At 66.5% G+C, this 25635-nt stretch carries 24 protein-coding genes; 12 read left to right on the top strand and 12 right to left on the bottom strand.

All coding sequences use genetic code 11. The features are described 5' to 3' along the window. Positions 1–6: 6 nt before the first annotated feature. The gene (gene carA / locus ABC728_RS25100) at positions 7–1191 is read right to left on the bottom strand and encodes a glutamine-hydrolyzing carbamoyl-phosphate synthase small subunit (RefSeq protein ID WP_416622115.1); all 1185 of its coding nucleotides are present in this window, start codon (positions 1189–1191) and stop codon (positions 7–9) included. Between the two features lie 401 nt (positions 1192–1592). Here carA and ABC728_RS25095 point away from each other — a divergent pair, with 401 nt between their 5' ends. Continuing rightward, the gene (locus ABC728_RS25095; protein WP_416622114.1) at positions 1593–2051 is read left to right on the top strand and encodes a GatB/YqeY domain-containing protein; all 459 of its coding nucleotides are present in this window, start codon (positions 1593–1595) and stop codon (positions 2049–2051) included. A 93-nt stretch (positions 2052–2144) separates the two neighbouring features. Here the strand turns inward: ABC728_RS25095 and ABC728_RS25090 are convergent, their stop codons facing one another. After that, positions 2145–2669 (bottom strand): hypothetical protein, encoded by a 525-nt coding sequence (locus ABC728_RS25090; protein ID WP_416622113.1) that lies wholly within the window; start codon positions 2667–2669, stop codon positions 2145–2147. A 206-nt stretch (positions 2670–2875) separates the two neighbouring features. Here ABC728_RS25090 and dnaG point away from each other — a divergent pair, with 206 nt between their 5' ends. Together dnaG and rpoD are read left to right on the top strand one after the other, a co-directional pair. Continuing rightward, positions 2876–4744, top strand: coding sequence for a DNA primase (dnaG, locus tag ABC728_RS25085; protein ID WP_416622112.1), 1869 nt, complete (start codon positions 2876–2878; stop codon positions 4742–4744). Between the two features lie 192 nt (positions 4745–4936). Then, complete coding sequence (gene rpoD / locus ABC728_RS25080; RefSeq protein ID WP_445376538.1) at positions 4937–6889, top strand: RNA polymerase sigma factor RpoD; 1953 nt, start codon at positions 4937–4939, stop codon at positions 6887–6889. A 77-nt stretch (positions 6890–6966) separates the two neighbouring features. Here the strand turns inward: rpoD and ABC728_RS25075 are convergent, their stop codons facing one another. The 3 genes from ABC728_RS25075 to wrbA all read right to left on the bottom strand — a co-directional run bounded on the left by ABC728_RS25075 (position 6967) and on the right by wrbA (position 9029). Beyond that, the gene (locus ABC728_RS25075; protein WP_416622110.1) at positions 6967–7395 is read right to left on the bottom strand and encodes a DUF423 domain-containing protein; all 429 of its coding nucleotides are present in this window, start codon (positions 7393–7395) and stop codon (positions 6967–6969) included. A 226-nt stretch (positions 7396–7621) separates the two neighbouring features. Then, positions 7622–8335, bottom strand: coding sequence for a pirin family protein (locus ABC728_RS25070; protein ID WP_416622109.1), 714 nt, complete (start codon positions 8333–8335; stop codon positions 7622–7624). 91 nt (positions 8336–8426) lie between these two features. Next, positions 8427–9029, bottom strand: coding sequence for an NAD(P)H:quinone oxidoreductase (gene wrbA / locus ABC728_RS25065; RefSeq protein WP_416622108.1), 603 nt, complete (start codon positions 9027–9029; stop codon positions 8427–8429). Between the two features lie 155 nt (positions 9030–9184). Between wrbA and ABC728_RS25060 the strand changes: the two genes are divergently transcribed. Continuing rightward, on the top strand, positions 9185–10120 hold the full coding sequence (locus ABC728_RS25060; RefSeq protein WP_416622107.1) for a LysR family transcriptional regulator: 936 nt from the start codon (positions 9185–9187) through the stop codon (positions 10118–10120). 99 nt (positions 10121–10219) lie between these two features. Continuing rightward, complete coding sequence (locus ABC728_RS25055; protein WP_416622106.1) at positions 10220–11479, top strand: sensor histidine kinase; 1260 nt, start codon at positions 10220–10222, stop codon at positions 11477–11479. A 16-nt stretch (positions 11480–11495) separates the two neighbouring features. Here ABC728_RS25055 and ABC728_RS25050 read toward each other — a convergent pair whose 3' ends face one another. Continuing rightward, positions 11496–12350: a class I SAM-dependent methyltransferase gene (locus ABC728_RS25050; RefSeq protein WP_416622105.1), complete on the bottom strand. Its 855-nt coding sequence runs from the start codon at positions 12348–12350 to the stop codon at positions 11496–11498. A gap of 336 nt (positions 12351–12686) precedes the next feature. Between ABC728_RS25050 and ABC728_RS25045 the strand changes: the two genes are divergently transcribed. Further along, positions 12687–13622 carry an IS110 family transposase gene (locus ABC728_RS25045; RefSeq protein WP_445376291.1) on the top strand — a complete coding sequence of 312 codons (936 nt, stop codon included), beginning with the start codon at positions 12687–12689 and terminating at the stop codon, positions 13620–13622. 127 nt (positions 13623–13749) lie between these two features. Here the strand turns inward: ABC728_RS25045 and ABC728_RS25040 are convergent, their stop codons facing one another. Then, the gene (locus ABC728_RS25040; RefSeq protein WP_416621648.1) at positions 13750–14571 is read right to left on the bottom strand and encodes a hypothetical protein; all 822 of its coding nucleotides are present in this window, start codon (positions 14569–14571) and stop codon (positions 13750–13752) included. 289 nt (positions 14572–14860) lie between these two features. On the opposite strand from ABC728_RS25040, the gene ABC728_RS25035 reads away from it, so the two are divergent. From ABC728_RS25035 to ABC728_RS25015, 5 genes are all read left to right on the top strand, one after another. Beyond that, on the top strand, positions 14861–15283 hold the full coding sequence (locus ABC728_RS25035) for an EF-hand domain-containing protein (RefSeq protein WP_416621649.1): 423 nt from the start codon (positions 14861–14863) through the stop codon (positions 15281–15283). Between the two features lie 87 nt (positions 15284–15370). Then, a complete protein-coding gene (locus ABC728_RS25030; protein ID WP_416621650.1) occupies positions 15371–15958 on the top strand; it encodes an RNA polymerase sigma factor in 588 nt (195 codons plus the stop codon). A gap of 61 nt (positions 15959–16019) precedes the next feature. Then, on the top strand, positions 16020–16481 hold the full coding sequence (locus ABC728_RS25025) for a hypothetical protein (protein ID WP_416621651.1): 462 nt from the start codon (positions 16020–16022) through the stop codon (positions 16479–16481). Continuing rightward, on the top strand, positions 16478–16939 hold the full coding sequence (locus ABC728_RS25020; RefSeq protein ID WP_416621652.1) for a periplasmic heavy metal sensor: 462 nt from the start codon (positions 16478–16480) through the stop codon (positions 16937–16939). Before ABC728_RS25025 ends, ABC728_RS25020 begins: the two co-directional genes overlap by 4 nt. Positions 16940–17021: 82 nt before the next feature. Next, positions 17022–18155, top strand: coding sequence for a nicotinate phosphoribosyltransferase (locus tag ABC728_RS25015; RefSeq protein WP_416621653.1), 1134 nt, complete (start codon positions 17022–17024; stop codon positions 18153–18155). Positions 18156–18165: 10 nt separating this feature from the next. On the opposite strand, the gene ABC728_RS25010 is transcribed toward ABC728_RS25015, so the two are convergent. From ABC728_RS25010 to ABC728_RS25000, 3 genes are all read right to left on the bottom strand, one after another. After that, positions 18166–18963 (bottom strand): SDR family oxidoreductase, encoded by a 798-nt coding sequence (locus tag ABC728_RS25010; protein ID WP_416621654.1) that lies wholly within the window; start codon positions 18961–18963, stop codon positions 18166–18168. 73 nt (positions 18964–19036) lie between these two features. Beyond that, complete coding sequence (locus ABC728_RS25005) at positions 19037–20305, bottom strand: TetR/AcrR family transcriptional regulator (RefSeq protein WP_416621655.1); 1269 nt, start codon at positions 20303–20305, stop codon at positions 19037–19039. Positions 20306–20381: 76 nt separating this feature from the next. Then, entirely contained in the window at positions 20382–22184 is a 1803-nt protein-coding gene (locus ABC728_RS25000; RefSeq protein ID WP_416621656.1) for an acyl-CoA dehydrogenase, read from the bottom strand. A 188-nt stretch (positions 22185–22372) separates the two neighbouring features. Between ABC728_RS25000 and ABC728_RS24995 the strand changes: the two genes are divergently transcribed. Further along, entirely contained in the window at positions 22373–22564 is a 192-nt protein-coding gene (locus ABC728_RS24995) for a hypothetical protein (protein WP_416621657.1), read from the top strand. Here the strand turns inward: ABC728_RS24995 and ABC728_RS24990 are convergent. Continuing rightward, positions 22561–24261 (bottom strand): AMP-binding protein, encoded by a 1701-nt coding sequence (locus tag ABC728_RS24990; RefSeq protein ID WP_416621658.1) that lies wholly within the window; start codon positions 24259–24261, stop codon positions 22561–22563. The two genes, ABC728_RS24995 and ABC728_RS24990, sit on opposite strands and share 4 nt — an antisense overlap. A 4-nt stretch (positions 24262–24265) precedes the next feature. Beyond that, positions 24266–25561, bottom strand: coding sequence for a phenylacetate--CoA ligase PaaK (gene paaK / locus ABC728_RS24985; protein ID WP_416621659.1), 1296 nt, complete (start codon positions 25559–25561; stop codon positions 24266–24268). Between the last annotated feature and the right edge of the window lie 74 nt (positions 25562–25635).

The following is a 25635-nucleotide window of genomic DNA, read 5'->3' as shown; positions in this document are numbered from 1 at the left end:
GTCACCTCAGTAGCGCCCTTCGATGGCATCGATGAACCGGTCGAACAGGTAATGGCTGTCCTCCGGTCCGGGACTGGCCTCGGGATGGTACTGCACGGAGAAGACGGGACGGCCGGACAGTCGGATGCCCTCGTTCGTGCCGTCGAACAGGGAGACGTGGGTCACCTCCACCTCTTCCGGCAGGCTTTCGCGCAGGACGACAAAGCCGTGATTCTGGCTGGTGATCTCCACCACGCCGGATGCCAGGTCCTTCACGGGATGGTTGGCGCCGCGATGGCCCTTCTCCATCTTGACCGTGCGGCCGCCGAGGGCCAGGGCCAGCATCTGGTGTCCCAGGCAGATGCCGAAGATCGGCTTGCCGCTTTCCACCAGCCGGGCAATGGTCGGCACGGCATATTCGCCCGTGGCCGCCGGGTCGCCGGGGCCATTCGACAGGAAGATGCCGTCGGGGTTCAGGGACAGGATCTCTTCCGCCGTGGTGGTGGCGGGAACGACGGTCACCTTGCAGCCCGACGTTGCCAGGCAGCGCAGGATATTCCGCTTGGCACCGAAATCCATGGCGACGACATGGTGCTTGGGGGCCGCCTGTGTGCCGTACCCGTCCTTCAGGTCCCAGATCGTCTCGTTCCAGCCATAGGTCTGCCGGGTGGTGACCTCGCGGGCCAGGTCCATGCCTTCCAGGCCGGGCCATTCGCGGGCGATCTTCACCAGCGCGTCGATGTCGAAAACACCGTCAGGGGCATGGGCGATGACGCCGTTGGGCGCGCCCTGGTCACGGATGCGGCGGGTCAGGCGCCTCGTGTCGATGCCGGAAAGGCCGACCAGACCGTGGCTTTTCAGCCAGGCGTCCAGATGCTGCGTGGCGCGCCAGTTTGCCGGCTCCGTGATGTCGGCCTTGATGATCAGGCCGCGCGCCACGGGGGTCACCGTCTCGATGTCTTCCGCGTTCGTCCCCACGTTCCCGATATGCGGGAAGGTGAAGGTGATGATCTGCCCGGCATAGGAGGGATCGGTCATGATCTCCTGATAGCCGGTCATGGAGGTGTTGAAGCAGACCTCCCCCACGCGATGTCCGACGGCGCCGACGCCGCGTCCCCAGAAGACCGAGCCATCGGCAAGGACGAGAACGCCGGTAGCCCCCTTGGGGGCGGGCGCGCGGCTGGGGGAACCCATCGGCGGGGTGTCGGACATGGCGGGCACCTTATGGTCAGCAGGGTGACGCCCGGCGGGCGTCATCATGATCGGGAAAACGCCGGCCTTTCCCGCCCGGGGGCGGGGCGGCCTGCCCGCGATGCGTCGCGATCCACCCCCGGTCAGCCGCCCGCGCCGCCGTTGCCGACGGAAGGGGGGGCATCCAGGTGCAGGCCGCGCCGATGCCGCGCGCCGGCCAGGGCCGGTACGGTTCTGGAGGTGAATTAGCCATTCCCGGCAGGGTGGTCAAGAAATGCGGGCGCGGCCCTGCCCCGCGCCTGCCGGGGGGCGGATGCCGCATCGCGGCGCAAGGCTGTCCGGCACCTGCTATTTACTGGCAACCCCTGATCATCTTGGCTAATGTTGCCCGCTGTTTCCTGATCAGCCCACAGAGGTATGCCATGTTGCGCCAGACGCTGACCGAAGCCCTGAAGGATGCGATGCGCGCCAAGGACAGCCGCGCCCTCGCCACCGTCCGGCTGATCATCGCGGCGCTGAAGGATCGCGATATCGCGGCCCGCGGCACGGGCAACCAGGATGGTATCGACGACGCCACCATCCTGGCCATGCTGCAGACCATGGTGAAGCAGCGCCGCGAAAGCATCACCATGTACGAACAGGGTGGCCGTACCGAACTGGCGCAGCAGGAGCGCGAGGAGATCAGCATCATCGAGCGGTTCCTGCCCAAGCAACTGGACGAGGTGGAGACGCGCGAGGCCATCGCCGCCCTGATCGCGGAGGTGGGGGCCACGGGCGTGAAGGACATGGGCAGGGTGATGGCGGAGCTGCGCGGCCGCTATGCCGGCCAGATGGACTTCACGAAGGCCAGCGCCATGGTTCGCGAGAAGCTTGTGGGCTGATCTCCGTAAACAGGCGGCAGTTGAGGGGGGCAGGTTGAGGGCGGCAGGCTGGCGGGGTGCGCCCTGCCGGCCATGCGGCTGATCGATGCATCCTCAAACCTTGATGTCGATGCCCTTCGTCGCTTCCTCCCGCGTCGCCATGCGGCCATCCATAGAGATGAAGTATTTCGCCGACTTCACCAACTGGTCCGTGTTCAGGCCCATGGCGGTCAATTCTTCCCACATGGGGGCAAAATTTTCCTGGTAGCGGTACTTGTCGGTGATGGCGTCGATCTGCTTCTGCTGGTCCGCGCTGACGAAGGGCTGATAGCCGCGCTCATTGACGGGAAGGGCCATCTGGTAGGCCAGTGGCGGATCGCCCTCCTGTCCATATTTGCGGCCATGGGTCTGTTCGAATTCCTTCTCCCGCTTGCGGATTTCATTGTGGCGCTGCGTGTCGTAGGCGTCCCGTTCCTTCTTCAGGGCTGCCATCTCGTCCTTCTGCCGGGCGGCCGTGTCCACGCGGGCGGGGCCCGTCGTCTGGTCGGGCGGGGTGGCCGGGGCGGCGGCGTTCGCGGCTGGTTTCGCCTGCAATCGTGCCAGGATGGCGGCGGGGGAAAACATGGAGCTGATGTTCATGGCGCATGCCCTTCGTCCGGGAAATTTTATTCCCGGAGGCAAGCAATCTCCGTACCGATGAAATTCGAAGCAAACAGCCTTTATCCACAGGCTGTGAATTCCGGGGCAACCTGGGGATAAATGCCTGCGCGCATGGTGTTTGCCCTGTCGCCTGGTCTATGCTCGCCGGCTATCCGCGCCCGAGACTTTAAGAGATTGCGTCCCTGATGGCCCTGCCGCCGCAATTCCTGGAAGATTTGCGTTCCCGCCTTTCCGTGTCGGAAGTGGTGATGAAGCGCATGCGCCTGATCCGCGCCGGCCGCGAGTTCAAGGCCCCGTGCCCCTTCCATAACGAGAAGACGCCCAGCTTCTACGTCAACGACCAGAAGAATTTCTTTCATTGCTTCGGGTGCGGTGCCCATGGCGACCAGATCGGGTTCGTCATGCGTTATGACAACCTGTCCTTCATGGAGGCGGTGGAGCATCTGGCCGGTGAGGTCGGGATGCAGGTGCCGAAGGCCACGCCGCAGGAGCGTGAGCATTTCGAGCGGCAGAAATCGCTGTACGACCTGGTCGAACAGGCCGCGCGGTATTACGAGCGAGAACTGTATAATCCCGCCGGCCGGCAGGCGCTGGATTATCTGCGCCGCCGCGGCCTGGATGACGAGGGGATCGCGCGGTTCCGCCTGGGCTATGCCCCGCAGGATGGCGCGCCGCTGCGCGCCCTGCTGGCCGAAGCGGGATATAGCGAGGCCGACATGGTGGAGGTGGGCCTGTTCAAGCGGCCGGAACCCGGCCGCGCCATCCGCAATTTTTTCTGGAACCGCGTCATGTTTCCCGTCACGGACCGGCGGGGGCAGGTGGTCGCGTTCGGCGGGCGCGTGCTGGAGGGGGACGGGCCCAAATATATCAATTCGGCGGAGAACCCGCTGTTTCACAAGGGTAATCTTCTCTACGGCATGTCGCGGGCCCGACAGGCGGCGGCGGATGGCCAGCGCCTGATCGTCACCGAAGGCTATATGGATGTCATCGCCTGCGTCCTGGCCGGGTTCGAGGGGGCCGTGGCGCCGCTGGGCACGGCCATGACGGAAACGCAGATTCAGGTCCTATGGAAGCTGGCACCGGAAGGCCAGCGCAATCCCGTGCTGTGCTTCGACGGTGACAATGCCGGGCGCCGGGCGGCCATGCGTGCCGTGGATCGCATCCTGCCCATCCTGCTGCCCGACACCACGGTACGCATCGCTTTCATGCCGGACAAGGAGGACCCCGACAGCCTGATCCGGTCGGGCGGCCGTGATGCCTTCCAGGCCGTGCTGGACCGTGCCCTGGCGCTGGAGGATTTCATCTGGGAACTGGTGCGCCAGGGGGAGGACGCGAAGACGGCCGACGGCCGGCTGCGGATCGAGGCCGGCATCAACCAGATGATGGACAAGGTCGCGGACAAATCGGTTGCCTACAGCTACCGTTCGGTCCTGCGGGAAAAGCTGCGCGCTGCCATCCGGGCGGCCGGGGGCGGCTTCGGCGCGGGTGCTGCCGGCAACGGCCCGGCCCGGCCGCGCCGTCTGCTGCCCGGAGAGGTGCCGGTCAGCCGCCTGTGGGACAGCCGCTTCCGCAGTGGGACCCTGCGTACCGAACCACGCCGGCGGGAACGTTACCTGCTGCTGGCCGTGCTGCATCACCCCGAGCTTTTCCAGGATGTGGGGGAGGTGCTGGGCGGTGCCGAATTCGCGGATGGGGAGTTGGAGGCCCTGCGCCAGACGCTGGTCGCATGCCTCACGGCCGAATCAGCACTTGACGCGGACGGCCTGAAGCGCCACCTGTCTGATCGCGGCTTTCAAGAGACGCTGGATAGTCTGCTGAGTGCGGACGCGCCGAAATTCGCGCAACCAGGAGCGTCCATCGAAACCGCACGGAGTGGCTGGCAGGAGGTCTGGTTAAGTTCAGAGGATGGGTTGCTTCAGCGCGAGCTGCGCGAGGCCGAAAGACGTTTCGCTGAAAGTTTCAGCGAAAGCGATCTCGGCCGCCTGCGTGCCTTGCAGCGGGAGCTGCTGATTCTCCGCGGACATGCCGACAATCTGACGGAGATGGACGGATGAATGGCACACGGCCGGCAATGCGGGCGTGCGGCGAAGCATTCGTTTGCGTAAACTGTGTCTTGGCGGACACAGTTTGGCTTCACTCACGAAAGTTATAGCCAGACCTAGTTCGAGCGGATGACCGGGCTCTTGCCCGAGTTGTCCATTTGCATTTACCGATGGCAGCCTTGAGAGTGCGGGGGCAGCGAGCGAATGGCGACGAAAACGGCGCAGACGGCGGAAGTGTCGGAGCAGCGGGAAGAGGAAGCCAATGGTCCTCTGATGGACGGTATGGCCATTGCCGTCAAAAAGATGATCGCGCGCGGCAAGGAGCGTGGGTACGTCACCTATGACGAACTGAACTCCGCCTTGCCGCCCGACAGCTCATCTTCCGAGCAGATCGAAGATACGATGGCGCTGTTGTCCGAGATGGGCATCAACGTCGTCGAGGGCGAAGAGCAGGAAGAGAGCGGCAATAGCGACGGCGAGGGCGAAGGCCGCCAGTCCGGCAACCTGGACGATGACGATATCGGCCGCACCGACGATCCCGTGCGCATGTATCTGCGCGAAATGGGGTCGGTGGAGCTGTTGTCGCGCGAGGGCGAAATCGCCATCGCCAAGCGCATCGAGGCCGGCCGTGAAATGATGATCGGCGCGATTTGTGAATTGCCGCTGACCATCCAGGCCATCATCGAATGGCACCAGGCGTTGCAGGACGGCAAGATGTTGCTGCGCGACATCATTGACCTGGACGCCTCTTACGGTGACCCGGAGACGGGCGCCCTGCCGCCGGAAGCCCTGGACGGTCCCGCCGCCGAACGCGACGAGGAAGAAGGCGAACGCGGCGAGGGCGAGGGTGAAGGCGGTGCCGGCACCGAGGGCGAGAGCGAGGAGGAGGGCAACGTCTCCCTGTCCGCCATGGAGGCCGAGCTGAAGCCCAAGGTGCTGGAGACCTTCGGCAAGATCGAGGAAACCTACGACCGCCTGCACAAGATTCAGGAGCTTCGCCTTGCATCGCTGCAACGGGGTGAGGAACTGGTCAAGGGGGCGGACAAGAAATACGAGAAGGTGAAGGCCGAATTGACCGAGCTGGTCAATTCCGTGCGCCTGAACAATGGCCGTATCGAACAGCTTGTCGAACAGCTTTACGCGCTTAACCGCAAATTGCTGGGTTTCGAGGGCCGGCTGCTGCGGCTGGCTACCGATTGCCGGGTGAAGCGCGAGGATTTCCTGCAGCATTATTACGGGTCCGAACTGGACCCGAACTGGCTGGACCGCTGCAAGAACCTGTCGAAGGCCTGGGGCCGGTTCGCCGAGCGCTCCTCCTATGAGGTGGGGCGCGTGCGTGAGGGCATCGCGGAGGTGTCGGGTCAGGCCCGCCTGCCCATCGGGGAGTTCCGCCGCATCGTCTCCACGGTGCAGAAGGGCGAGAAGGAGGCCAGCCGCGCCAAGAAGGAGATGGTGGAGGCCAACCTGCGCCTCGTCATCTCCATCGCCAAGAAGTACACGAACCGCGGCCTTCAGTTCCTGGACCTGATCCAGGAAGGCAATATCGGCCTGATGAAGGCGGTCGACAAGTTCGAGTACCGGCGCGGCTACAAGTTCTCCACCTATGCCACATGGTGGATCCGGCAGGCCATCACCCGGTCGATCGCCGACCAGGCCCGCACCATCCGCATTCCCGTGCATATGATCGAAACGATCAACAAACTGGTGCGCACCAGCCGCCAGATGCTGCACGAGATCGGGCGCGAGCCGACACCGGAGGAACTGGCCGAGCGGCTGATGATGCCGCTGGAGAAGGTCCGCAAGGTCCTGAAGATCGCCAAGGAGCCGATTTCGCTGGAGACGCCGATCGGTGATGAGGAGGATAGCCATCTGGGCGATTTCATCGAGGACAAGAGCGCCGTGCTTCCCCTCGATGCCGCCATCCAGGCGAACCTGCGCGAGACGACGACCCGTATCCTGGCCACGCTGACGGCCCGCGAGGAGCGGGTGCTGCGCATGCGCTTCGGCATCGGCATGAACACCGACCACACCCTGGAAGAGGTGGGCCAGCAGTTCAGCGTCACGCGCGAGCGTATCCGGCAGATCGAGGCCAAGGCCCTGCGCAAGCTGAAGCACCCCTCACGGTCGCGCAAACTGCGCAGCTTCCTGGATACGTAAGCCCGGGCTTGGCTCCAGTTACGAAAAAGGCCGGCGGGGCGACCCGCCGGCCTTTTTCGTGTGATACGCACCCTGCCTCAACCCGCGCCGGCACCCTGGGCACGCATGGCGGCCCAGCCTGCAAGCAACCAGCCGGCGATGAAGGACAGGCCGCCGATAGGGGCCACTGCCCCCATGGCGGACGGCCCGTACCAACCCAGCGCATAGAGGGCGCCGGGGAACAGCACGCAACCCAGCGCGAAGCACAGCCCGCTGGCCGTCAGCCAGCGGGCCTGCCGGGGCAGGCTGCGGCGCAGGGCGACAACGGCCAGGATGGCCAGGGCATGGATCATCTGATAATGGCTCGCCATTCCCCATAATGCCACGGCCCGCGCATCGCGCACGGCCCCCAGCCCGTGGCTGGCATAGGCGCCGGCGGCCACGGCCACCGCGCCGAACAGGCTGGCCAGCAGCATCAGGCGAAGGGCGACGGCATCGGGGCCGGCTGGGTCGGGTTGTGTACTCACGGTTTCGGTCATCCCTCGGCTGGATCGATGATGACAGGCTGGCACGGCCCGCCGGCGGGCGCCAGGGGCGGATGACCGCAGGGCGCGAGGCCGGACAGGAAGGAAAGGCAACAGGAAAGGAAAAGGGCGGCGCCTGTGGGCAGACGCCGCCCTTCATGGCCGGGGCCGGCCTTCAGGGGGAGGGGGAGAGGACCGGCCCCGGTATTTCAATGCCGATCAGGCCCGGTCAGGCCGTGCGCGGCAGATCGGCCAGGATCAACTCGGCTTCTTCCAGCACCTCGATGGTCAGGACCTCTTCATCCCTGACCGCCGCGCCATCGCGGGCTTCCAGGGTCTGGCCATTGACCTTCACCTTGCCGCGGGCAGGCACCAGATAAGCCAGCCGATCACCCAATCGATGGGTCAACACCGTACCCGCCGGCAAGGTTCCACCCAAAAGTGCCGCATCCTGATGGATGAACAGCGCGCCGCTATCCTTGTCCTGATCCCGGCCCGATGCCAGAACGCGCAGCCGACCGTCGGCGTCGGTGCCCTTGGGGAACCGGGCCTGTTCCCAGCGCGGCTTCACGCCCCGCTTGTTGGGGATGATCCAGATCTGGAACAGGGTGGTTTCACCCGGCTCCCGGTTATATTCGGCATGCACGATGCCCGTGCCGGCCGACATCACCTGCACGTCACCTGCTTCCGTCCGGCCTTCGTTGCCCAGAAAGTCCTGGTGCGTGATGGCGCCCTTGCGGACATAGGTGATGATTTCCATGTCCTGATGCGGATGCGGGTCGAAGCCCGTGTTGGAATCGATGGTGTCATCGTTCCACACCCGCAACGGTCCCCAATGGACCCGCGCGGGATTGTGATAGCCGGCAAAGCTGAAGTGGAAATTGGCGCGCAGCCAGCCGTGATTGGCCTTGCCGAGGCCGTTGAAGGGGCGATGCTCGATCATGACACTTCTCCTGTTCGGCTCCCCGGGCCGCCCCGTCATGGCGACGGCGCGGGGACCATTGGTCATGGGATTGAGAATGTTGGTTGTGCGGTTACGCGGACAGCTTGGCGGCCAGCCGCGCCACATGCGCGCCCTGGAAACGGGCGCCTTCCAGCTCGTTCTCCGACGGCTGGCGCGAACCGTCGCTGCCGGCGATGGTGGTGGCGCCATAGGGGCTGCCGCCCGTCACCTCGTCCAGGCGGCCCTGACCGGCGAAGCTGTAGGGCAGGCCCGCCACGACGAAGCCGTGATGCAGCAAGGTGGTGTGGAAGGAAAGCAGGGTCGATTCCTGGCCGCCATGCTGGGTCGCTGTGGAAACGAAGACCGACCCGACCTTGCCGATCAGCGCACCCTTGGCCCACAGGCCGCCCGTCTGGTCCAGGAAGTTGCGCATCTGCGACGCCATCATGCCGAACCGGGTCGGTGTGCCGAAGATGATGGCATCATAGTCGGGCAACTCGTTCACGGTCGCCACAGGCGCCTGCTGGTCCAGCTTGATGCCGGAACGCTTGGCCACATCCTCCGGCACCAGCTCGGGCACCCGCTTGACCACGACCTCGGTGCCCGGCACGGACGCCGCACCCTCCGCGACGGCCTTGGCCATCGTTTCCACATGACCGTAGGAAGAATAGTAGAGGACCAGAACCTTGCTCATCTTTGTTCTCCGTCTTTGGTGGTGTGCGTTGCTGCTGGAATGAAAGATAGTCCGTTGCTGGGTTGCTGATAATGGTCCAATGTCGAACAGCTTTGTTGCGCATTTCGGGACAATGCGGCGGGAACAATGTGGCGGCGACATCGTGTGGGGTTGGCATGGACCGGTTGGATGATCTGCGGCTTTTCACGCTGGTCGCGGAGGGGCGCAGCTTCACCAAGGCCGCGGAAAAGCTGGGCCTGTCGAAATCCGCGGCCAGCCGCCGTATCGGGGAACTGGAAGCCCGGCTGGGCGCCCGGCTGTTCAACCGCACGACGCGCCATATCAGCCTGACACAGGTGGGCGAGGGTTTCCATGCCCGCGTCTCCCAGGCGCTGGAGGCACTGGAGGAGGCGGAACGGTCGGTGGCCAGCCAGCATGCCGCCCCGCGCGGCACGCTGAAGCTGGCGGCACCGGTATCGTTCGGTGTGGATCATTTGTCGGGCGCCATCGCCGATTTCATGCGCCTCTATCCGGAAGTGGCGGTGGATATGGACCTGTCCGACCGGTTCGTGGACCTGGTGGATGAAGGCTATGACCTGGCCGTGCGCATCGGGCGGCTGCGCGACAGTTCGCTGGTGGCGCGCCGCCTGTGCCCGGCCCGGGCCGTCATCTGCGCCAGCCCCGAATATCTGGCCCGGCGGGGCACACCGCAGGAGCCGGCCGATATCCAGTCGCATGATTGCCTGATCTACACCAATGTCCAGAACCCGGAACAATGGAGCTTCCGCGCCGCCCCGGGAGCGGAAGAAACGCGCGGACAGCGCATCACCGGCCGGCTGCGCGCCAATAATGGCGACGCGCTGCGGGAAGCCGCAAGCCAGGGGCAGGGCCTGGTCCTGCTGCCCACCTTCATTGTCGGCGATGCGTTGGCCTCGGGCCGGCTGGTGCCGGTGCTGGATGCCTGGCTGCCGCCACCGCTTGCGGTCCATGCCGTCTATCCCGCCAACCGGCACCTGAGCCCAAAGGTCCGGGCCTTCGTGGATTTCCTGGCCGGCCGGTTCGGGCCCGTGCCTTATTGGGATGCGGCCCTGACGGTGCTGAAGGGCGGCTGATGCCGGCCCCCTTCCGCTGCCGTGATCATTTCACAAATCCTTCATGGCTTTCTGGCAAGACAACGGCAGGCAAGGACGATCGGACCGAAGGAAACGGGCGTGGACCGGTACGCGGGCGGCACCCCGGCAACGGGCAGGGGGATGGTGGCGGATGATCTGGCATGGACGGCGGCCCGGCTGTGCCGGCCCGTGCCGTTCGTGCCGGCCGATACAAGATGCGGCGCCGTGGCCGAATTGTTCCAGCGCGAACCCGACCTTCCCGGCGTCATCGTGCTGGAGGGACAGGGGCGCCGGCCGCTGGCCCTGGCCGACCGGCCGACCTTTCTGCTGCATTTTTCCCAGCGTTATGGCCGTGACCTTTATGCCCGCCGGCCCGTCACGCATCTGGCCGATGCGGCCCCCCTGCTGGTGCCGGCGGATACCGGCCTGTCCGCCCTGAACAGCATGATTGCCGAACGCAAGCCCGATGCACTGCATCGCGGCTTCATCCTGGCCGATGCCGATGGTGCCGCCGTAGGCCTGGGCCTGGGCATCGACGTCATGCGCCTGACGGCGGAGGAGATGGGCCGGACCCTGGACCGGCTGCGGGCCACGCAGCGCGACCTTATTCAGGCGGAAAAGATGGCGGCGCTGGGCGGGCTGGTCGCCGGCGTGGCGCATGAGATCAATACGCCTCTGGGTGTAGCCGTCACGGCCGCCACGGCCTTTGCGCAGGACACCGACCGTTTCGCGCGGGCCTGGCGCGACGGCAGCCTGACCCGGACCGACCTGGCCGATTATGTCGCCTCCGCCACGGAGGCGATGGGTTTCGTTTCCGGCAACATCAGCCGCGCCGCCGATCTGGTCCAAAGCTTCAAGCAGGTGGCCGTGGACCAGACCACGGATCAGATCCGCCGCTTCGACCTGGGGATTTACGTGGGCGAGGTGCTGCGCAGTCTGCAGCCGCAGCTTCGCCGCCTGCCGCACCGGCTGGTCTGTGCGCTGGCGCCTGGGATGATGGTGGACAGCGCACCCGGCACCATTGCGCAGGTCATCACCAACCTGATGATGAATGCGCTGACCCATGCGTTTCCGGCCGGCACCGCCGGCACCATCCGTGTGACGCTGTCGCCATCCGCTGGCACGCCGGGCTGGGCGGAACTGTCGGTGGCCGATGATGGCGGGGGCATCGATGCGGCCACGCTGCCCCGCATCTTCGACCCGTTCTTCACCACCCGGCGGGAGGCGGGAGGCACGGGTCTGGGCCTGCACCTCGTCTACAACCTCGTCACCCAGCGCCTGGGTGGCCGTATCGATGTGGAAAGCCGGCCCGGTGCGGGTTCCTGTTTCACCATTGCCTTTCCCCGCAGGACCGGGTGAACCCAGGCCGTTGCGCTCAGGCCCTTCGCCGGGCCAGCACCACCATTTTCGGCGCACCGGTATCGAAGGGGCCGCCCTGGAAATCGCCATCGACCCGCTCCAGATCGAAACCGGCCTGACGCAGCATCAGTTCCAGTTCGAAACGGAAGACGGGTCGCCAGTGGAAGCCGTAATGCGTCCGCCTTACGGCCCCGCCGGGAACCACCTCGTCATACCAGCCATGGACATGCTGCACCTGCCGCTCGTCCAACTGGCCGACCATGGCGAATTTCGTATAGAGATTGCCGGTACGCCGGTTGCGGCGGGTATAGCTGGCATCCGGTGTGGCCGAGGCGCCCAGCGACAGCATCAGCGGATTGGCCACATCCAGCGCCAGCCAGCCACCGGGTGCCAGATGCGCACAGGCCCGCGCCAGAACATCCTGCTGCGCCTGGAAGTCGGCGATCAGCATCAGGATGTTGAACCCCATGATGATCAGGTCCTGGGCCTTTTCCGGCAGGTCCAGTTGTCTCAGGTCCCCCTCATGCACATGCAGAAGGCTGACGGTGGCCGCATCCTCCCGCTCCAGCCGCTGGCGCAGGCCCTCCAGCATGGCGGGGGAGGCGTCCACCCCCTGCACCGCGAACCCGGCACGGGCCAGCGGTACCGACAGCCGGCCTGTGCCGCAGGCCAGTTCCGTTATGCGCGGCGCCCGGCCCAGCATGGAGGCCAGGTCCCGTGCCAGCCGCAGGTAATGCGGCACGTCATGCAGGATGCCCTGACGGGCTGCGGCCATGCGCAGTGCCGGGTCGGCCTCCATCTCCTCCGGCCAGGGATAGTCGCTGTCATAATAGAGATAGCTGCCGTCGCTGCCGGGAATATCGGGGTTCATGGATGCTGCCCTGCTGGCTGAAACCATCGCAGCCTAGCCGGCCGGCCGGTCTTGCGCCAAGTCCCGGTGATCGCAACCGATCACCGGTATCTCAATCGCCGACACCCTCATCCGTGGGCTTGCGCCGACGCCCACATCCGTGGGCTTGTGTTTTCGAAATGTCAGTAAGATGTGTGATCGCCGGCCGGGGCATGCCCCGGCCGGCGATCCGTCCGGAAGACCGCTCCGTGGAAAGGTAGATCATACACCGTAGCCAAGCATGGTTCTCCGGTCGGCCCCTTCATTGACCCGAACAGTTGCTTGGGGTTGCAGCCCCGTACGTGCAAGGCAGGGAGTATGAAGATGGCACAACAGGACTCTATCATCGCCCTGGACGTCAGCAAGGCCCGTCTGGACGGGTTGGATGCCGAGACAGGAGAGGCTTTCCAAGTCGAGAATGCCGAGGCTGGTTACAGTCTCCTTCGGCGACGGTGTGGCAAGCGCGCCGTGCAGGTCGTCCTGGAAGCCAGTGGTGGCTATGAGCGGCCGGTCATGGAGGCTTTATCGAAAGCCGGCATTCCCGTCCGCCTCGTCGATCCTCGCAAGGTCCGGCATTTTGCCAGGGCGCATGGACGCTGGGCCAAGAATGACCGGCTGGATGCCCGGATGATCGCCGCCTATGCCCAGGCGATCCCCGGAGCCGCCTACCAACCCGATCCGGAACGGGAGGTCCTGGCGGAACTGGCCACCTACCGGCGCCAGTTGCTCGACGAGCAGACCATGGTCAGGAACCAGGCCCAGACCCTGGCGGATCCGGAACTGCGCCGCTTGGCCAAGCGGCGCCTGGATGCCATCGCCCTGCTGATCCTGCGCCTCGACAAGCGCATTGCCGAGCAGATCGCGGCATCCAAAACCTTGAAGGTCAACGACAACCTGCTCCAGTCCATTCCTGCTGTCGGGCCGGTGCTGGCGGCCACCCTGCTGGCCCATATGCCGGAGTTGGGCACACTGACACGACATCAGGTCGCCGCCCTGGCCGGCGTTGCCCCGATGGATAACCAGAGCGGCAAACGCGATGGCCCGCGCAGCATCTACGGTGGAAGGCCCGTTGTCCGAACCGTCCTTTACATGGCTGCCGTCGTCGCCAGTCGGCGAAATCCACCCTTGGCCGCCTTCTATAAAAAACTCATCGCCGCTGGAAAGAAGCCAAAGGTTGCCCTCGTTGCCATCATGCGAAAGATCGTCGTCCTCGCCAATGCCATCATCCGCGATCAGAGAACTTACGCCGCATGAAAACAGTTGCTTGGCTACGCCGCAGGTGCGGTGCGCCGGCGGTCGCCGCCGTACCGGATCCCGGTGAGTTGCTCTCACCGGGATATGATATTGCGCCAGGGGCGCCCGCCGGGCATGGACACCGGTATCAACCGCGCACGGACCGGAAGAAGCGCAACAGGTTCTGTAATTCCGTGCGCAGGGCGTCATCCTCCCGCAGGCGGGCCTGCAGGGCGACATCGCGCTTGGCCAGGAACACGACCTGTTCCTTGGGCGGCAATTGCCGGTAGGCCGGCTTGGGCGCGATGGTGCCGTCATCCTGTATGGTGGACATGAAGAAGCAGGCACGCATGAATTTGGAGAAAAGCTTGCCGCCACTTTCCGGCGGCTCACGCGAGATGATGGCGAAGATGTAATAGGCCCGGAAGAAATAGTAGCTGGTATAGATGCGCTGGATGGTCTGGAACTGCTCGGCGGGGCTGCCGGACTTGGACAGGAGCTGCTGTTCCTTGAACCCGGCCATGAAATGGCTCGTCGCCTCCTTGGCGAACAGCATGGGCCGTTCGCGGCCGGTGCTGATCCGCTTGCGATATTCGATCAGCCCCCGGCCGATCAGCGTATGCAGAAGCCGCCGCTCGATCTCCAGGTCCGCCGGCAGGGACATCAGGAACTCGATCGCGGACATGAGCTGCACGGGGTGGGTGATCGACCCGCGCTTGCCGCGGCCGCGTGCCAGCAGGGATGATTGCAGCCAGTCGATCACCTCATGCGCCTGCCAGCGCAAACGGACGCTGATGGGGATGGAGGTCAGCCCGCTGGCCTGGAGGAACAGTCGCAGATGATCACGCCAGCCCTTCTGCGGAAGCTGCACATAATCCACATCGGACAGTTTCAGCGGTGATGACAGCACGTCGGGACCGGGCGGCAGCGGCCTGAAATCCAGGCTGCGCCCGTAGACGACACCCCTCAACTTGCTTTCCCCCAACGGTGCCATCGCCTTTTGCGGCTTCCGACATGTGTTTGCCTGTCGCCAACCGGCTGCCTATTGAAAAAGCGGCGGTTAACACATGGTTATTATCATTCTTCCCGCGGGAATACATCCATTTCGGTGGTCGTTCAGCCCCCGTGCGAAAGGCGGTGCAGGGTTTTTCCGGCTGGCCCGTATCAGGATTGAACGCGGCGAAAACATCACCCGATATATCGCCCGCTCCCCGCCCCGGTTTCGGCCGGCGGTGCCACGCCCCAACGGAGTATCGACCATGACTTTCACCACCCGCACCCTTGCCACCCTGTCGCTGGCCGCCCTGATGGCGGCAAGCGTGCCCGCGATGGCCCGTCCGGGCCCGGAAGGCGGCCCGCACGGCATGAAGCGCCAGGAACTGCTGGCCAAGTACGACACCAACAAGGACGGCAAGCTGGACGAGCAGGAACGCGCCGCCATCCGGGCCGACCAGTTCCGCAAGCTGGACAGCGCCGGCAAGGGCCAAATGACGCTGGCCGAGTTCTCGACCGCCCTGGAGGCGCAGCGTGCCCGCCACCAGCAGGAGCGGCAGAAGGCCCTGTTCGAGAAGATGGATGCCAACAAGGATGGCATCGTCACGGCGGAGGAGTTTGCCGCCTTCAAGCCCGCGCGTGACGGTGACCATCCGCGCCGTGAACGCGGCAAGGCCGACGGCAAGTAACCGGCGGCGGCAATGACCATGACGGCCGGCCTGTCGCGACATAGAGTGGGGACGGATGCGGGGCCCTCTGGCAGGGTCCGCGCATGGGTGGACGACGACAGGCAGGACGGCATGGCGGAAGCCGAAACGGATGAGGCGTTGGTGGCGCGTGTGGCGGCGGGTGACAGGCGGGCCTATGGCCTGCTGGTCGAACGCCATCTGGACCGCACCGTCACCATCGCCCGCCGCATCCTGCCTTCCCAGGCGGATGCGGAGGATGTGGCGCAGGAGGCCTTCCTGCGGCTCTGGCGCCATGCCGACCGGTTCGAACCGGCGGCGGCGCGCTTCTCGACCTGGTTCTATCGTATCACGACGAACCTTTGCCTGGACCGCACGCGACGGATGCCGATGGCACCATTGGATGCGGCCGGCGACCCGGCCGACCCCTCCATGGACCAGGAAGCCGCCCTTGCCGACCAGCGGACGCGGGCGGCAGTGTCCGCCGCGGTTGCCGATCTGCCTGACCGGCTGCGCGCAGCCGTGACGCTGACCTATGATGCCGGTCTGTCGAATGCGGAGGCAGCCAAGGCGCTGGATGTCAGCGTCAAGGCCCTGGAAAGCCTGCTGGTCCGGGCCCGCCGTTCCTTGCGGGAAAGGCTGGCGGGCTGGTCCACCGCCGGAAAGGCGGTGGAATGATGGCAATGATGATAATGGTAGACGTAACGCGATACGGGGGATTGCCCCAGGGAAGGCGGCCATGACGCGAAGCGAATTCCTTGACCTTCTGGACCGCCACGGTGCCGACCCTGTGCGCTGGCCGGCCGGTCTGCGGCTGCGGGCCGATCGCGCGCTGGCCGTGGATGCGGACCTGCGCGCCCTGCTGGCGGCCGAACAGGCCGTGGCCGATGCGCTGGCCGACCTGCCGATGGCCAGGGCGTCCGCGGATTTGCGACGTAGCGTGCTGGATATTCCCCTTGATCATCCGCGCACGCTGGGCCGCGCCTCGCTTCTGACGGAAATGCGTTTGGCCTGGAAACGCTGGACGGCCGGCATGGCCACGGCGACGGCAGCCGGGCTGATGGGTTTCGTGCTGGGCTATGGGCAGATGGTGCCGCTGCCCGGCGACGACGGTGCCCAGCAGGGCGCATCCGACGATCTGGTCGCGCTGCTGAGCCTGACGACGGAGATCGATGCGGCCGATCTGGAGAATGCGGAATGAAACGATCCACCCTGATCCTGTCCATCCTGCTGGTCCTGTCGGTTTCGGCCAATCTGGCCGTTGCCGGGGTGATGGCCGGCCATTGGTTGCGTGGCGGCGGCGGTCCGCCGGGGGGTACGCCGGGCGGCGACCGGCTGCTGGGGCTGGTGCCCGACGACCTGCGCGATCCCATCCATCAGTCGCTGCGCCAGCACAATCCTGAACTGCGCGCGCAGGTGGAGGCGTTGCGCCAGGCGCGGCGCGGGGTGGCCGAAGCGTTGCGCCAGCGCCCCTTCGACCCCGTCCGCGCCGATGAGGCGCTGGCCCTGCTGCGGGCAGAGACGACCCACGGGCAGGAGAAGTTCCACCGCACCATTGTGGAGCGCATGGCGGCGGCCCAGGCGGATGGCAATCTGCCGCCCCCGCCGGAACGGGGCCGCGACAAGCCGAAGGGCGGGGCGCCGGACGGTCCCCGCTGAGCCCATGCCACGGGTCGCGTCTCTTGCCAATGCGGGGCCGGATCGGCTTATGATCGGCGGCCATTGCAGGATCGCATGAGAAATGACCCATACCCCGCCTTCCGCCGATGCCGTCCGGGACTGGACCGACGTCTATTTCCAGCGCACCAGCGCCATCGTCGAGAAGTTCGGCGACCTGCCCGTCACCTATGCCGTGTTCATGCGCCGGCCCGTGGTCTTCGCGCCCAGGCTGGCGCTGGACTGGCTGCGCGCCGTGGCGGCGGAACGGGGCTTCACCCCTGATATCCAGTTGAATTACGAGGAGACCAAATGGGTCGGCGCGGGTGAACCCATGATGTGGATCACCGGCCCCTTCAGCCGGATGGCGGAACTGGAGACCCTGTTCCTGATGAAACTGGGCCCCGCCTGCGTCGCCGCCTACAATGCCTACATGATGTGCGCTGGCCTGCCCAAGGTCGCCTTTCTGGCCATGGATGCCCGCCATTGCGCCGGCACGGAGATGGCGGAGATCATGGCCTATGCCGCCTCTGTCGGTTCGGCCCGGGCCCGGCGGCGCGACGGGGCTGTGGGGTTCGTGGGCAATGCCACCGATGCCACGGCCCATTATTTCGGCCAGGACAAGGGGCTTGGCACCATGCCGCATGCCCTGATCGGCTATGCCGGCTCCACCGTGCGCGCGGCGGAGATGTATCACGAGACCTTTCCCGGCCAGCCCATGACCGTGCTGGTCGATTATTTCGGGCAGGAGGTGACGGACGCGCTGGCCGTCTGCCGCCGCTTCCCCGGCTTGGCGGCCGCGGGCACGCTTTCCCTGCGGATCGACACGCCGGGCGGGCGTTTCCTGGAAGGGCTGGACCCGCCGAAAAGCTATGCCGTGCTGGAACGGCACGCGCCGGCCAGCATCCGCGGCTATCGCGACGAGACGGAACTGCGGCACCTGATCGGGGCCGGTGTTTCCGCCGCGGCCATCCATCATCTGCGCGAGAGCCTGGACGCGGCGGGTTTCGACAAGGTGCGCATCGTCGCCAGCAGCGGCTTCTCGCCCGAGAAATGCCGCGTCATGGCCGATGCCAGGGCCCCGATCGATGTGGTGGGGACGGGCAGCTATCTGCCCGACAAATGGGCGGAAACCTATGCCACGGCCGATATCGTGGATTATGGCGGCGTGGCCCGTGTCAAGGTCGGTCGCGAATTCCTGCTGCGCCGGCCCGCCTGACGGGGCGGCGTCACCCCTCCCCGTCGATGCCCGGCCCGAAGCTGGCATGCACCAGCCCGCCATCGACTGTCAGGGTGGAACCCACGACGTAGTCCCCGGCCCGCGACGCCAGATAGACGGCGGCCGCGGCGATGTCTTCCGGCCGGCCGATGCGGCCCGCGGGGATGGCCGCCGACACCTTGTCCGCGTGGTCACGGGCCGCCTGGTTCATGTCAGTGCCGAAGGCGCCGGGGGCCAGTGCCGTGACATGGATGCCTTCCGGTGCCAGTCGGGCCGCCATGCGGCGCGTCAGGTGGATCAGCGCGGCCTTGGACGCCTGATAGGAATAGGTTTCCCACGGGCTGACGCGCTGCCCGTCGACCGAGGCGATGTTGATGACCTTGGCCGGTCCGCCATCGCGGCGGGCGGCCGACAGCAACAGGGGCAGCAATTGCTGGGTCAGGAAGAAGGGGGACTTCACGTTGATGTCCATCACCTTGTCCCAGCCATGTTCCGGAAAATCATCGAATTCCGCGCCCCAGGCCGCACCGGCATTGTTGACCAGGATGTCCAGCCCGCTTTCCGATCCGGCCAGGGTCCGCGCCAGATATTCGCATCCTTCAACGGTGGCGATATCGGCCGGCAGGGGCAGGCAGCCTGGCCCCAGCTCGGCGGCGGCTGCTTCGCAGGCGCGCGCCTTGCGTCCGGTGACATAGACGCGGGCGCCCGCTGCCAGGAATCCGGCGGCGATCATCCGGCCGATGCCGCGCGATCCGCCTGTGACCAGCGCGGTGCGTCCCTTCAGCGTAAAAAGTCCCGCAATATCCACAATCCCGCTCCCGGCCCGATTTTTGAACGATCGTGCCAATTGATAGCGGGAAGATCGCGCAGGTCAAAGATTTTTAGTTATGCGTACCAGTTTTAGGGCGCAGCCAGAAACGCTGGCCCGCCAGTGAGGACAGATCGAAGGCGAAGTCACGCCGGGCGTTTTCCAGGTCCGCCAGGGCGGAGCCGGTGGCCAGCAGGCGGATCATCTTGCCGATGAACATGCATTGCGGCAGCAGCGCCTCCAGCGGCGTGGGGCTGCCGCCCAGCCGGACGAAGACGCGGTGCCAGGCGCGTATCTGGTCGGCGATGGCGCTCCAGACCATGGGCCGCAATTCGGGCCGGCGGGCGGCCTGCAGCCAGACGGCGTAGGAGGCGAGATTGCGGCCCGCATGCTCGGTCGCCTCGCGCAGGAAGACGGCGGCGGTCCGGTCGATCAGCCGTTCCAGGTCGAACGGCCCGTCATCCATGCTGGCGACCACGGTACGGTACCGCTGCTTGGACTCCTCGAACAGGCGTTCCTGCGCGGCGCCCAGCAATCCTTCAACCGTAGGGAAATGATAGGCGGGGCCGGCCAGCGTCAGCCCCGCCTGCTGTGCGATGGTGCGATAGGTGACGGCGGCGGGACCCTCGGCGATCAGGATCTGGATGGCGGCAGCAATGATCCGTTCGCGGGTTCCGGCCGATTTGCGGGTCGGCTTGGCGGGGGCGGCCACGGGTTGACCGCCCGCGGCTGGGAGCGTCGGGGCCCAGGCGTCCAGCGCATCCTTGCCCTCCAGCAGCACCGCACCGATCTGCGCCTCTGTCAGGCCCAGGGCCAGCATGACCAGCAGCAGGCCGATGCTGGTGTCGATGGCCGACCGTGCCGCCGGGGGCGGGGCATCGCAGGCCCGCGCAATGTCCAGCCAGATGTCGCCCAGTTCGGCAAACCAGCGCCGCGACAGTTCCAGACTCTCCTGATGGCGCGGCGCATCCAGCATCACCTCCGCCCAGCAGGTGGCCCGCGCCCGGTCGCGTTCCGCCGCGTTGCCCACCAGCCGGGTGACGTAATCGCCCATGGATAGCTGCCTGGAGCGGGCAACACGGCGGAAGGTCTCCGCATAGCCCGCCAGCGTCAGGTTGGACGCGACCGCCACCATGTCGAACTTGCTGTCGAAATAATAGGTCGTGGCGGCCAGGGACACGCCGGCGGCCTGCGCCACCAGCCGATGGGTCAGGCCGGCGACGCCGTGGCTGGCCAGAACCTGCACGATGGCATCGGCCAGACGTGCCCGTCGGGCCAGGGACCGTTCCTGCTTCTCTCCCCGTCGGCGCGGGGGCGATGCGGGGGCGGGCTGTTCGTTCATGGCATCCATGGGGCTTCGGTGGCGGCCCCGAAGCTACGCCCCCGCGCGGGTTGCGGGCAAGACGTGTCGCGGCGGGTCAGTTTCCCAGGAACTCCGCCGGGGTGATGGAAAGGCAGGTATCGTCCAGCCGTTCGACCAGCGCGAACTGATGCAGCGCACGCGGCAGCTCATAGCGGAAGAAATAGCGGCAGGCGGCGATCTTGCCGCTGTAGAACGCCGCTTCCCCCCGACCCAGGCCGGCCGCCAGGGCGCGGCTGGCCGTCACGGCCTGGCGCAGCCACAGCCAGGCGATGACCGTATGGCCGCAGGCGTCCAGATAGGCCGTGGCATTGGCTAGCCCCCGGTCCAGGTCGGGTGCGGCCAGGGCGGCGCGCGTGGCCCGGCCCATCGCCGTCAGCGCCGCATGCAGGTCGGCCACCTCCGTCCCGAAGCCGCCCTGGGTTTCGGCCGCATCCAGCGTGCGCCCGATCTCCAGCACCAGCAGGTCCAGCGCCCGGCCATCCTGCTGGCGGACCTTCCGGCCCAGCAGGTCCAGTCCATGGATGCCATAGGCGCCTTCATGGATGGCATTCAGCCGGTTGTCGCGGTAATGCCGCTCCACCGGGTAATCACGGGTATAGCCATACCCACCCAGGATCTGGATGGCATGCTTGTTCGCTTCCAGGCAATGCTCGGACGGCCATGACTTGGCCATGGGCGTCAGCAGTTCCAGCAGCAGATGCATATCCCCGCGTTCCGCCGCGTCCGGGGTGGCGGCCATGCGGTCCACCAGAAGCGTGCAATAGCAGGTCAGCGCCAGCGCCCCTTCCACCGCGGCCTTCTGGGCCAGCAGCATGCGCCGCACGTCGGCGTGCTGGATGATGGGCACCTGGGGGGATGTGGCATCCTTGTTCTGCGGCCGGCGCCCCTGCTGCCGCGTCCGGGCATAGTCCAGGGAATAGAGATAGCCGGCCATCCCCGTCATGGTGGAATTGGCGCCGACGATGATCCGCGCCTCGTTCATCATGTGGAACATGTAGGCAAGGCCCTGGTGCGGCTCCCCCACCAGATAGCCCAGGCAGTCGCCATCCTCCCCGAAATTCAGCAGGCAGTTGGTGGTGCCCCGCTGCCCCATCTTGTGGTTCAGGCCGGCCAGCGCAATATTGTTGCGCGCACCCGGCGTGCCGTCCTGGCCGACGCGGTATTTGGGCACGATGAACAGCGAGATGCCCTTCACCCCCGGCGGGCCGTCGGGGCGCTTGGCCAGCACCATATGGATGATGTTCTCGGCCAGTTCATGTTCCCCGCCCGAAATCCACATCTTGGACCCCGTGATACGGTGCAGCCGGCCTTCCACGGGTTCAGCGCGGGTCCGGATGTCCGACAGCGAGGATCCCGCCTGTGGTTCTGACAGGCACATGGTGCCGAACCAGCGGCCTTCCAGCATGGGAGGCAGGAACAGGGCCTTCTGCTCGTCGGTACCGAAGGCCGCCAGCATGTTGGCATTGGCCACGGTCAGGAACTGGTAGTTGGCCAGCGCGATATTGGCGGCGGCCAGGGTGCCGTTGATCAGGGTCGTGACCGTCACGGGCATGCCAAGGCCGCCCAGGTCGGGGTCGAAGCCGGCGGCGAACAGCCCGGCCTGCGCACAGGCATCCAGCGCGCGTTTCGCACCCGGATGCGCATGGGCCCGCCCCTCGATGAAACGCGGCTCCTGCGCGTCCATCTCGGCCGCCAGGGGCAGGAACTCGTTCTCCGCGATGGCCTGTGCGGTATCCAGGATCTCCGTCACGGCGGCGCGGTCGAACGCGGAAAACCGCGGCGTGCCGGCCAGATCGCCGTAGCCCAGGACCTCGTGCAGCAGGAAATCGATGGACCGGCGATGGATGACCTGGGACATGGCGGCAACCGCTCCTTCAGATGCGCGTGCGGAGATCGGAAGGCCGCCCCATGCCGGCCCCCGGTCATCGGATTACGGGGCCGTTGCCGGGTCGTCAATATTTTTTGATTGAATGTACCAATTCATGAGCGTAATGATCGGCGCAACCGCCCGGCCAAGGGCGGAACGATCGCCCATGGGGAGACGCCATGATCACGTATGAGGATATGCTGGCCTTCGCCGGTGTCGATGACGAGACGGTGCAGGGGCTGGCGAAGCGGTCGGGCCTGGCGCCCGTCCTGGCCTGTGGTCTGGTCGCCGCCCGCCGCCTGGACGGGGAACCGGTGCCGGCGGCCCAGGCCGCCGCACCACGCCTGCGGTACCGGCGCCTGAAGAACTAGCGCCCCTTGCTCGCCAGATCGGGGAAATCCTCCTCCCAATATTCCAGCGGGTGGCGCTGCGACAGGTCGCGCGCCTGTTCCTGGCGGCGCAATTCGACACGGCGGATCTTGCCGGAAATGGTCTTGGGCAGGTCGGCAATCTCCAGCCGCCGCACGCGCTTGTAGGGTGGCAGCGCCGCGCGGATATGACGGAAGATGGCTTGTGCCACCTCCGGTCCGGCCTCGTGCCCCGGTGCCAGGATGATGAAGGCCTTGGGGACGGCCAGGCGCAGCGGGTCGGGGCTCGGCACGATTGCGGCCTCCGCCACGGCCGGATGCTCGATCAGGGCGCTTTCCAGTTCGAACGGGCTGATGCGGTAGTCGCTTGCCTTGAACACATCATCTGCCCGGCCGACATAGGTCAGATAGCCGTCGGCGTCGCGGCTGGCCACGTCGCCCGTGCGGTAATAGGCGCCGGTGGCCTCCGGCGCGGGTGCGTCCTCATAGCCCGCCATCAGCCCGGCCGGACGGGGTGACAGGCGCAGCGCCATCTCACCCTCATCCGCCTCATTCCCGTCCGGGTCCAGCAGTACCAGGTCATAGCCCGGAAGGGGCCGGCCCATGGAACCGGGGCGCACGGGCTGGCCCGGCGCGTTGCCGACCTGGGCCGTCGTTTCCGTCTGGCCGAAGCCGTCGCGGATGGTCAGGCCCCAGGCGGCCTGCACGCGGGCGATCACTTCCGGGTTCAGCGGCTCGCCGGCGCCGCACAGTTCGCGCAGGGCGACGGGCCATTGCCGCAGATCCTCCTGCATCAGCAGGCGCCAGACGGTGGGCGGGGCGCACAGGCTGGTCACCCGGTGGGCCACCAGCGCGTCCAGCACGGGGCCGGCCTGGAACCGCTCGAACGCATAGACGAAGACGGTCGCCTCCGCGTTCCAGGGGGCGAAGATGTTCGACCAGGCGTGCTTGGCCCAGCCGGGGCTGGAGATGTTCCAATGCACATCGCCGGGACGCAGGCCCAGCCAGTACATGGTGGAAAGATGTCCCACGGGATAGGAACGGTGGGTGTGGCGCACCAGCTTCGGTTTCGCTGTCGTGCCCGACGTGAAATAGAGCAGCAGCGTGTCGTCGGCCTGCGTCGGCGCATCCGGCGTGAAGCTGTCCGGCGCCTGGGCGGCATCGGCATAACCGGCCCAGCCGGCGGGGCAGGGGCTGCCCACCGCGATGCGGATGAAGTCGCCGGGCTGTGCATCGAACCGGGCCGTCAGGCCGGCGGTGGCGATGATGCCGCGCACCTGCCCGCGTTCCAGCCGGTCCGCCAGGTCAGCCCCGTCCAGCAGCGTCGTGGCCGGGATGATCACGGCGCCCATCTTCATGGCGGCCAGCGTGATCTCCCACAGCGGCACGATGTTGGGCAGCATCAGCAGCAGTCGGTCGCCCCGCCGCAGCCCCTGGCTGTGCAGCCAGTTGGCCACCTGTGCCGACCGTCGCGACAGGTCGGCATAGCTGGCGCGATGCACCGTGCCATCCTCCTGCGCGATGACCAGAGCGGGCCGATCCGGCACGCGGGCCGCCACATCGTCGAAATAGTCCAGCGCCCAGTTGAAGGGGGCTGCCTCCGGCCATTGGAATGCCGCGCGGGCCGTGGGCTGGTCCTGTCGCAGGTCCAGCAGCCGGTCGCGGGCGGCGATGAAGGAACGGGCGGCCTGGTTGGACATCACATCATCCTCCGCTTTGTGACAGGGCGACGGGGCGGCGGTCGATGACGCGGCGCGCCTTGCCGCCCGACCGCTCGATGCAGCCGGGCGGACCGACATCGATCCGCGCCGTGACACCGATCATTTCCTTGATGCGGTGGCCCAGCGACCGGGCGGCCTGATCGCCGTCACCGCCGCCGGTGCGCAGTTCGACCCGCACCGTCAACTCATCCATATGCCGGGGCCGGTCGACCTCCAGCAGGTAGTGGGGGGCGAGCGCCGGCTCGGCCAGCAGCAGTTCCTCCACCTGAGACGGGAACAGGTTGACGCCGCGGATGATCAGCATGTCGTCGCTGCGCCCCAGGATGCGGTCGATACGGCGCATGGACCGCGCCGTGCCGGGCAGCAGCCGCGTCAGGTCGCGCGTGCGATAGCGGATGACGGGCAGCGCCTCCTTGGTCAGCGTCGTGAAGACCAGTTCACCGACCTCCCCGTCGGGCAGGCTTTCGCCCGTCACGGGGTCGATGATTTCGGGATAGAAATGGTCCTCCCAGACGTGGGGGCCGTCCTTGGTCTCCACGCATTCGTTGGCCACGCCCGGCCCCATCACCTCCGACAGGCCATAGATGTCAACGGCGTCCAGCCCCATGCGGGACTCGATCTCCCGCCGGATGCTGTCGGTCCAGGGCTCGGCCCCATGGATGCCGATGCGCAGCGAGCTTTCGCGCGCATCCAGCCCCTGGCGGTCGAACTCGTCCGCGATGGCCAGCATGTAGGACGGGGTGACCATGATGATGTCGGGCTTGAAGTCCCGGATCATCTGCACCTGCTTTTCGGTCTGGCCGCCCGACATGGGAATGACGGTGCAGCCCAGCTTCTCCGCCCCGTAATGGGCACCCAGCCCGCCCGTGAACAGGCCGTAGCCATAGGCGACATGCACCTTGTCGCCCCGACGTCCGCCCGCGGCATGGATGGAGCGGGCGACCAGCCCGGCCCAGTTTTCCAGGTCGCGGGCCGTATAGCCAACCACGGTGGGCCGGCCCGTCGTTCCGCTGGAGGCGTGCAGCCGTGCCACCTGGTCCATGGGCACGGCGAACAGGCCGAACGGGTAATGATCGCGCAGGTCGGCCTTCGTCGTCATGGGAAACAGCGACAGGTCCGACAGGCAGCGCAGGTCGCCGGGATGGACGCCGGCCGCCTGGCATCTGGCCCGGAAGGGGGCCACATTGTCATAGGCGTGCCGCAGGCTCCAGCGCAGGCGCTCCATCTGCAGCGCCGTGATCTCGTCCCGGCTGGCGGTTTCGATGGCATGCAAGGCCATGGGGTCTCCCTCCTTCACAGGGGCGGCGTCCCTTCGGGACATTCATTGTGCCTTGCCTCGTCACGGGCGACAGC

It is taken from the genome of Niveispirillum fermenti (assembly GCF_052474395.1).
The sequence above is the reverse complement of the archived record's forward strand: the minus strand, read 5'-3'. Positions and strand labels throughout refer to the sequence as shown.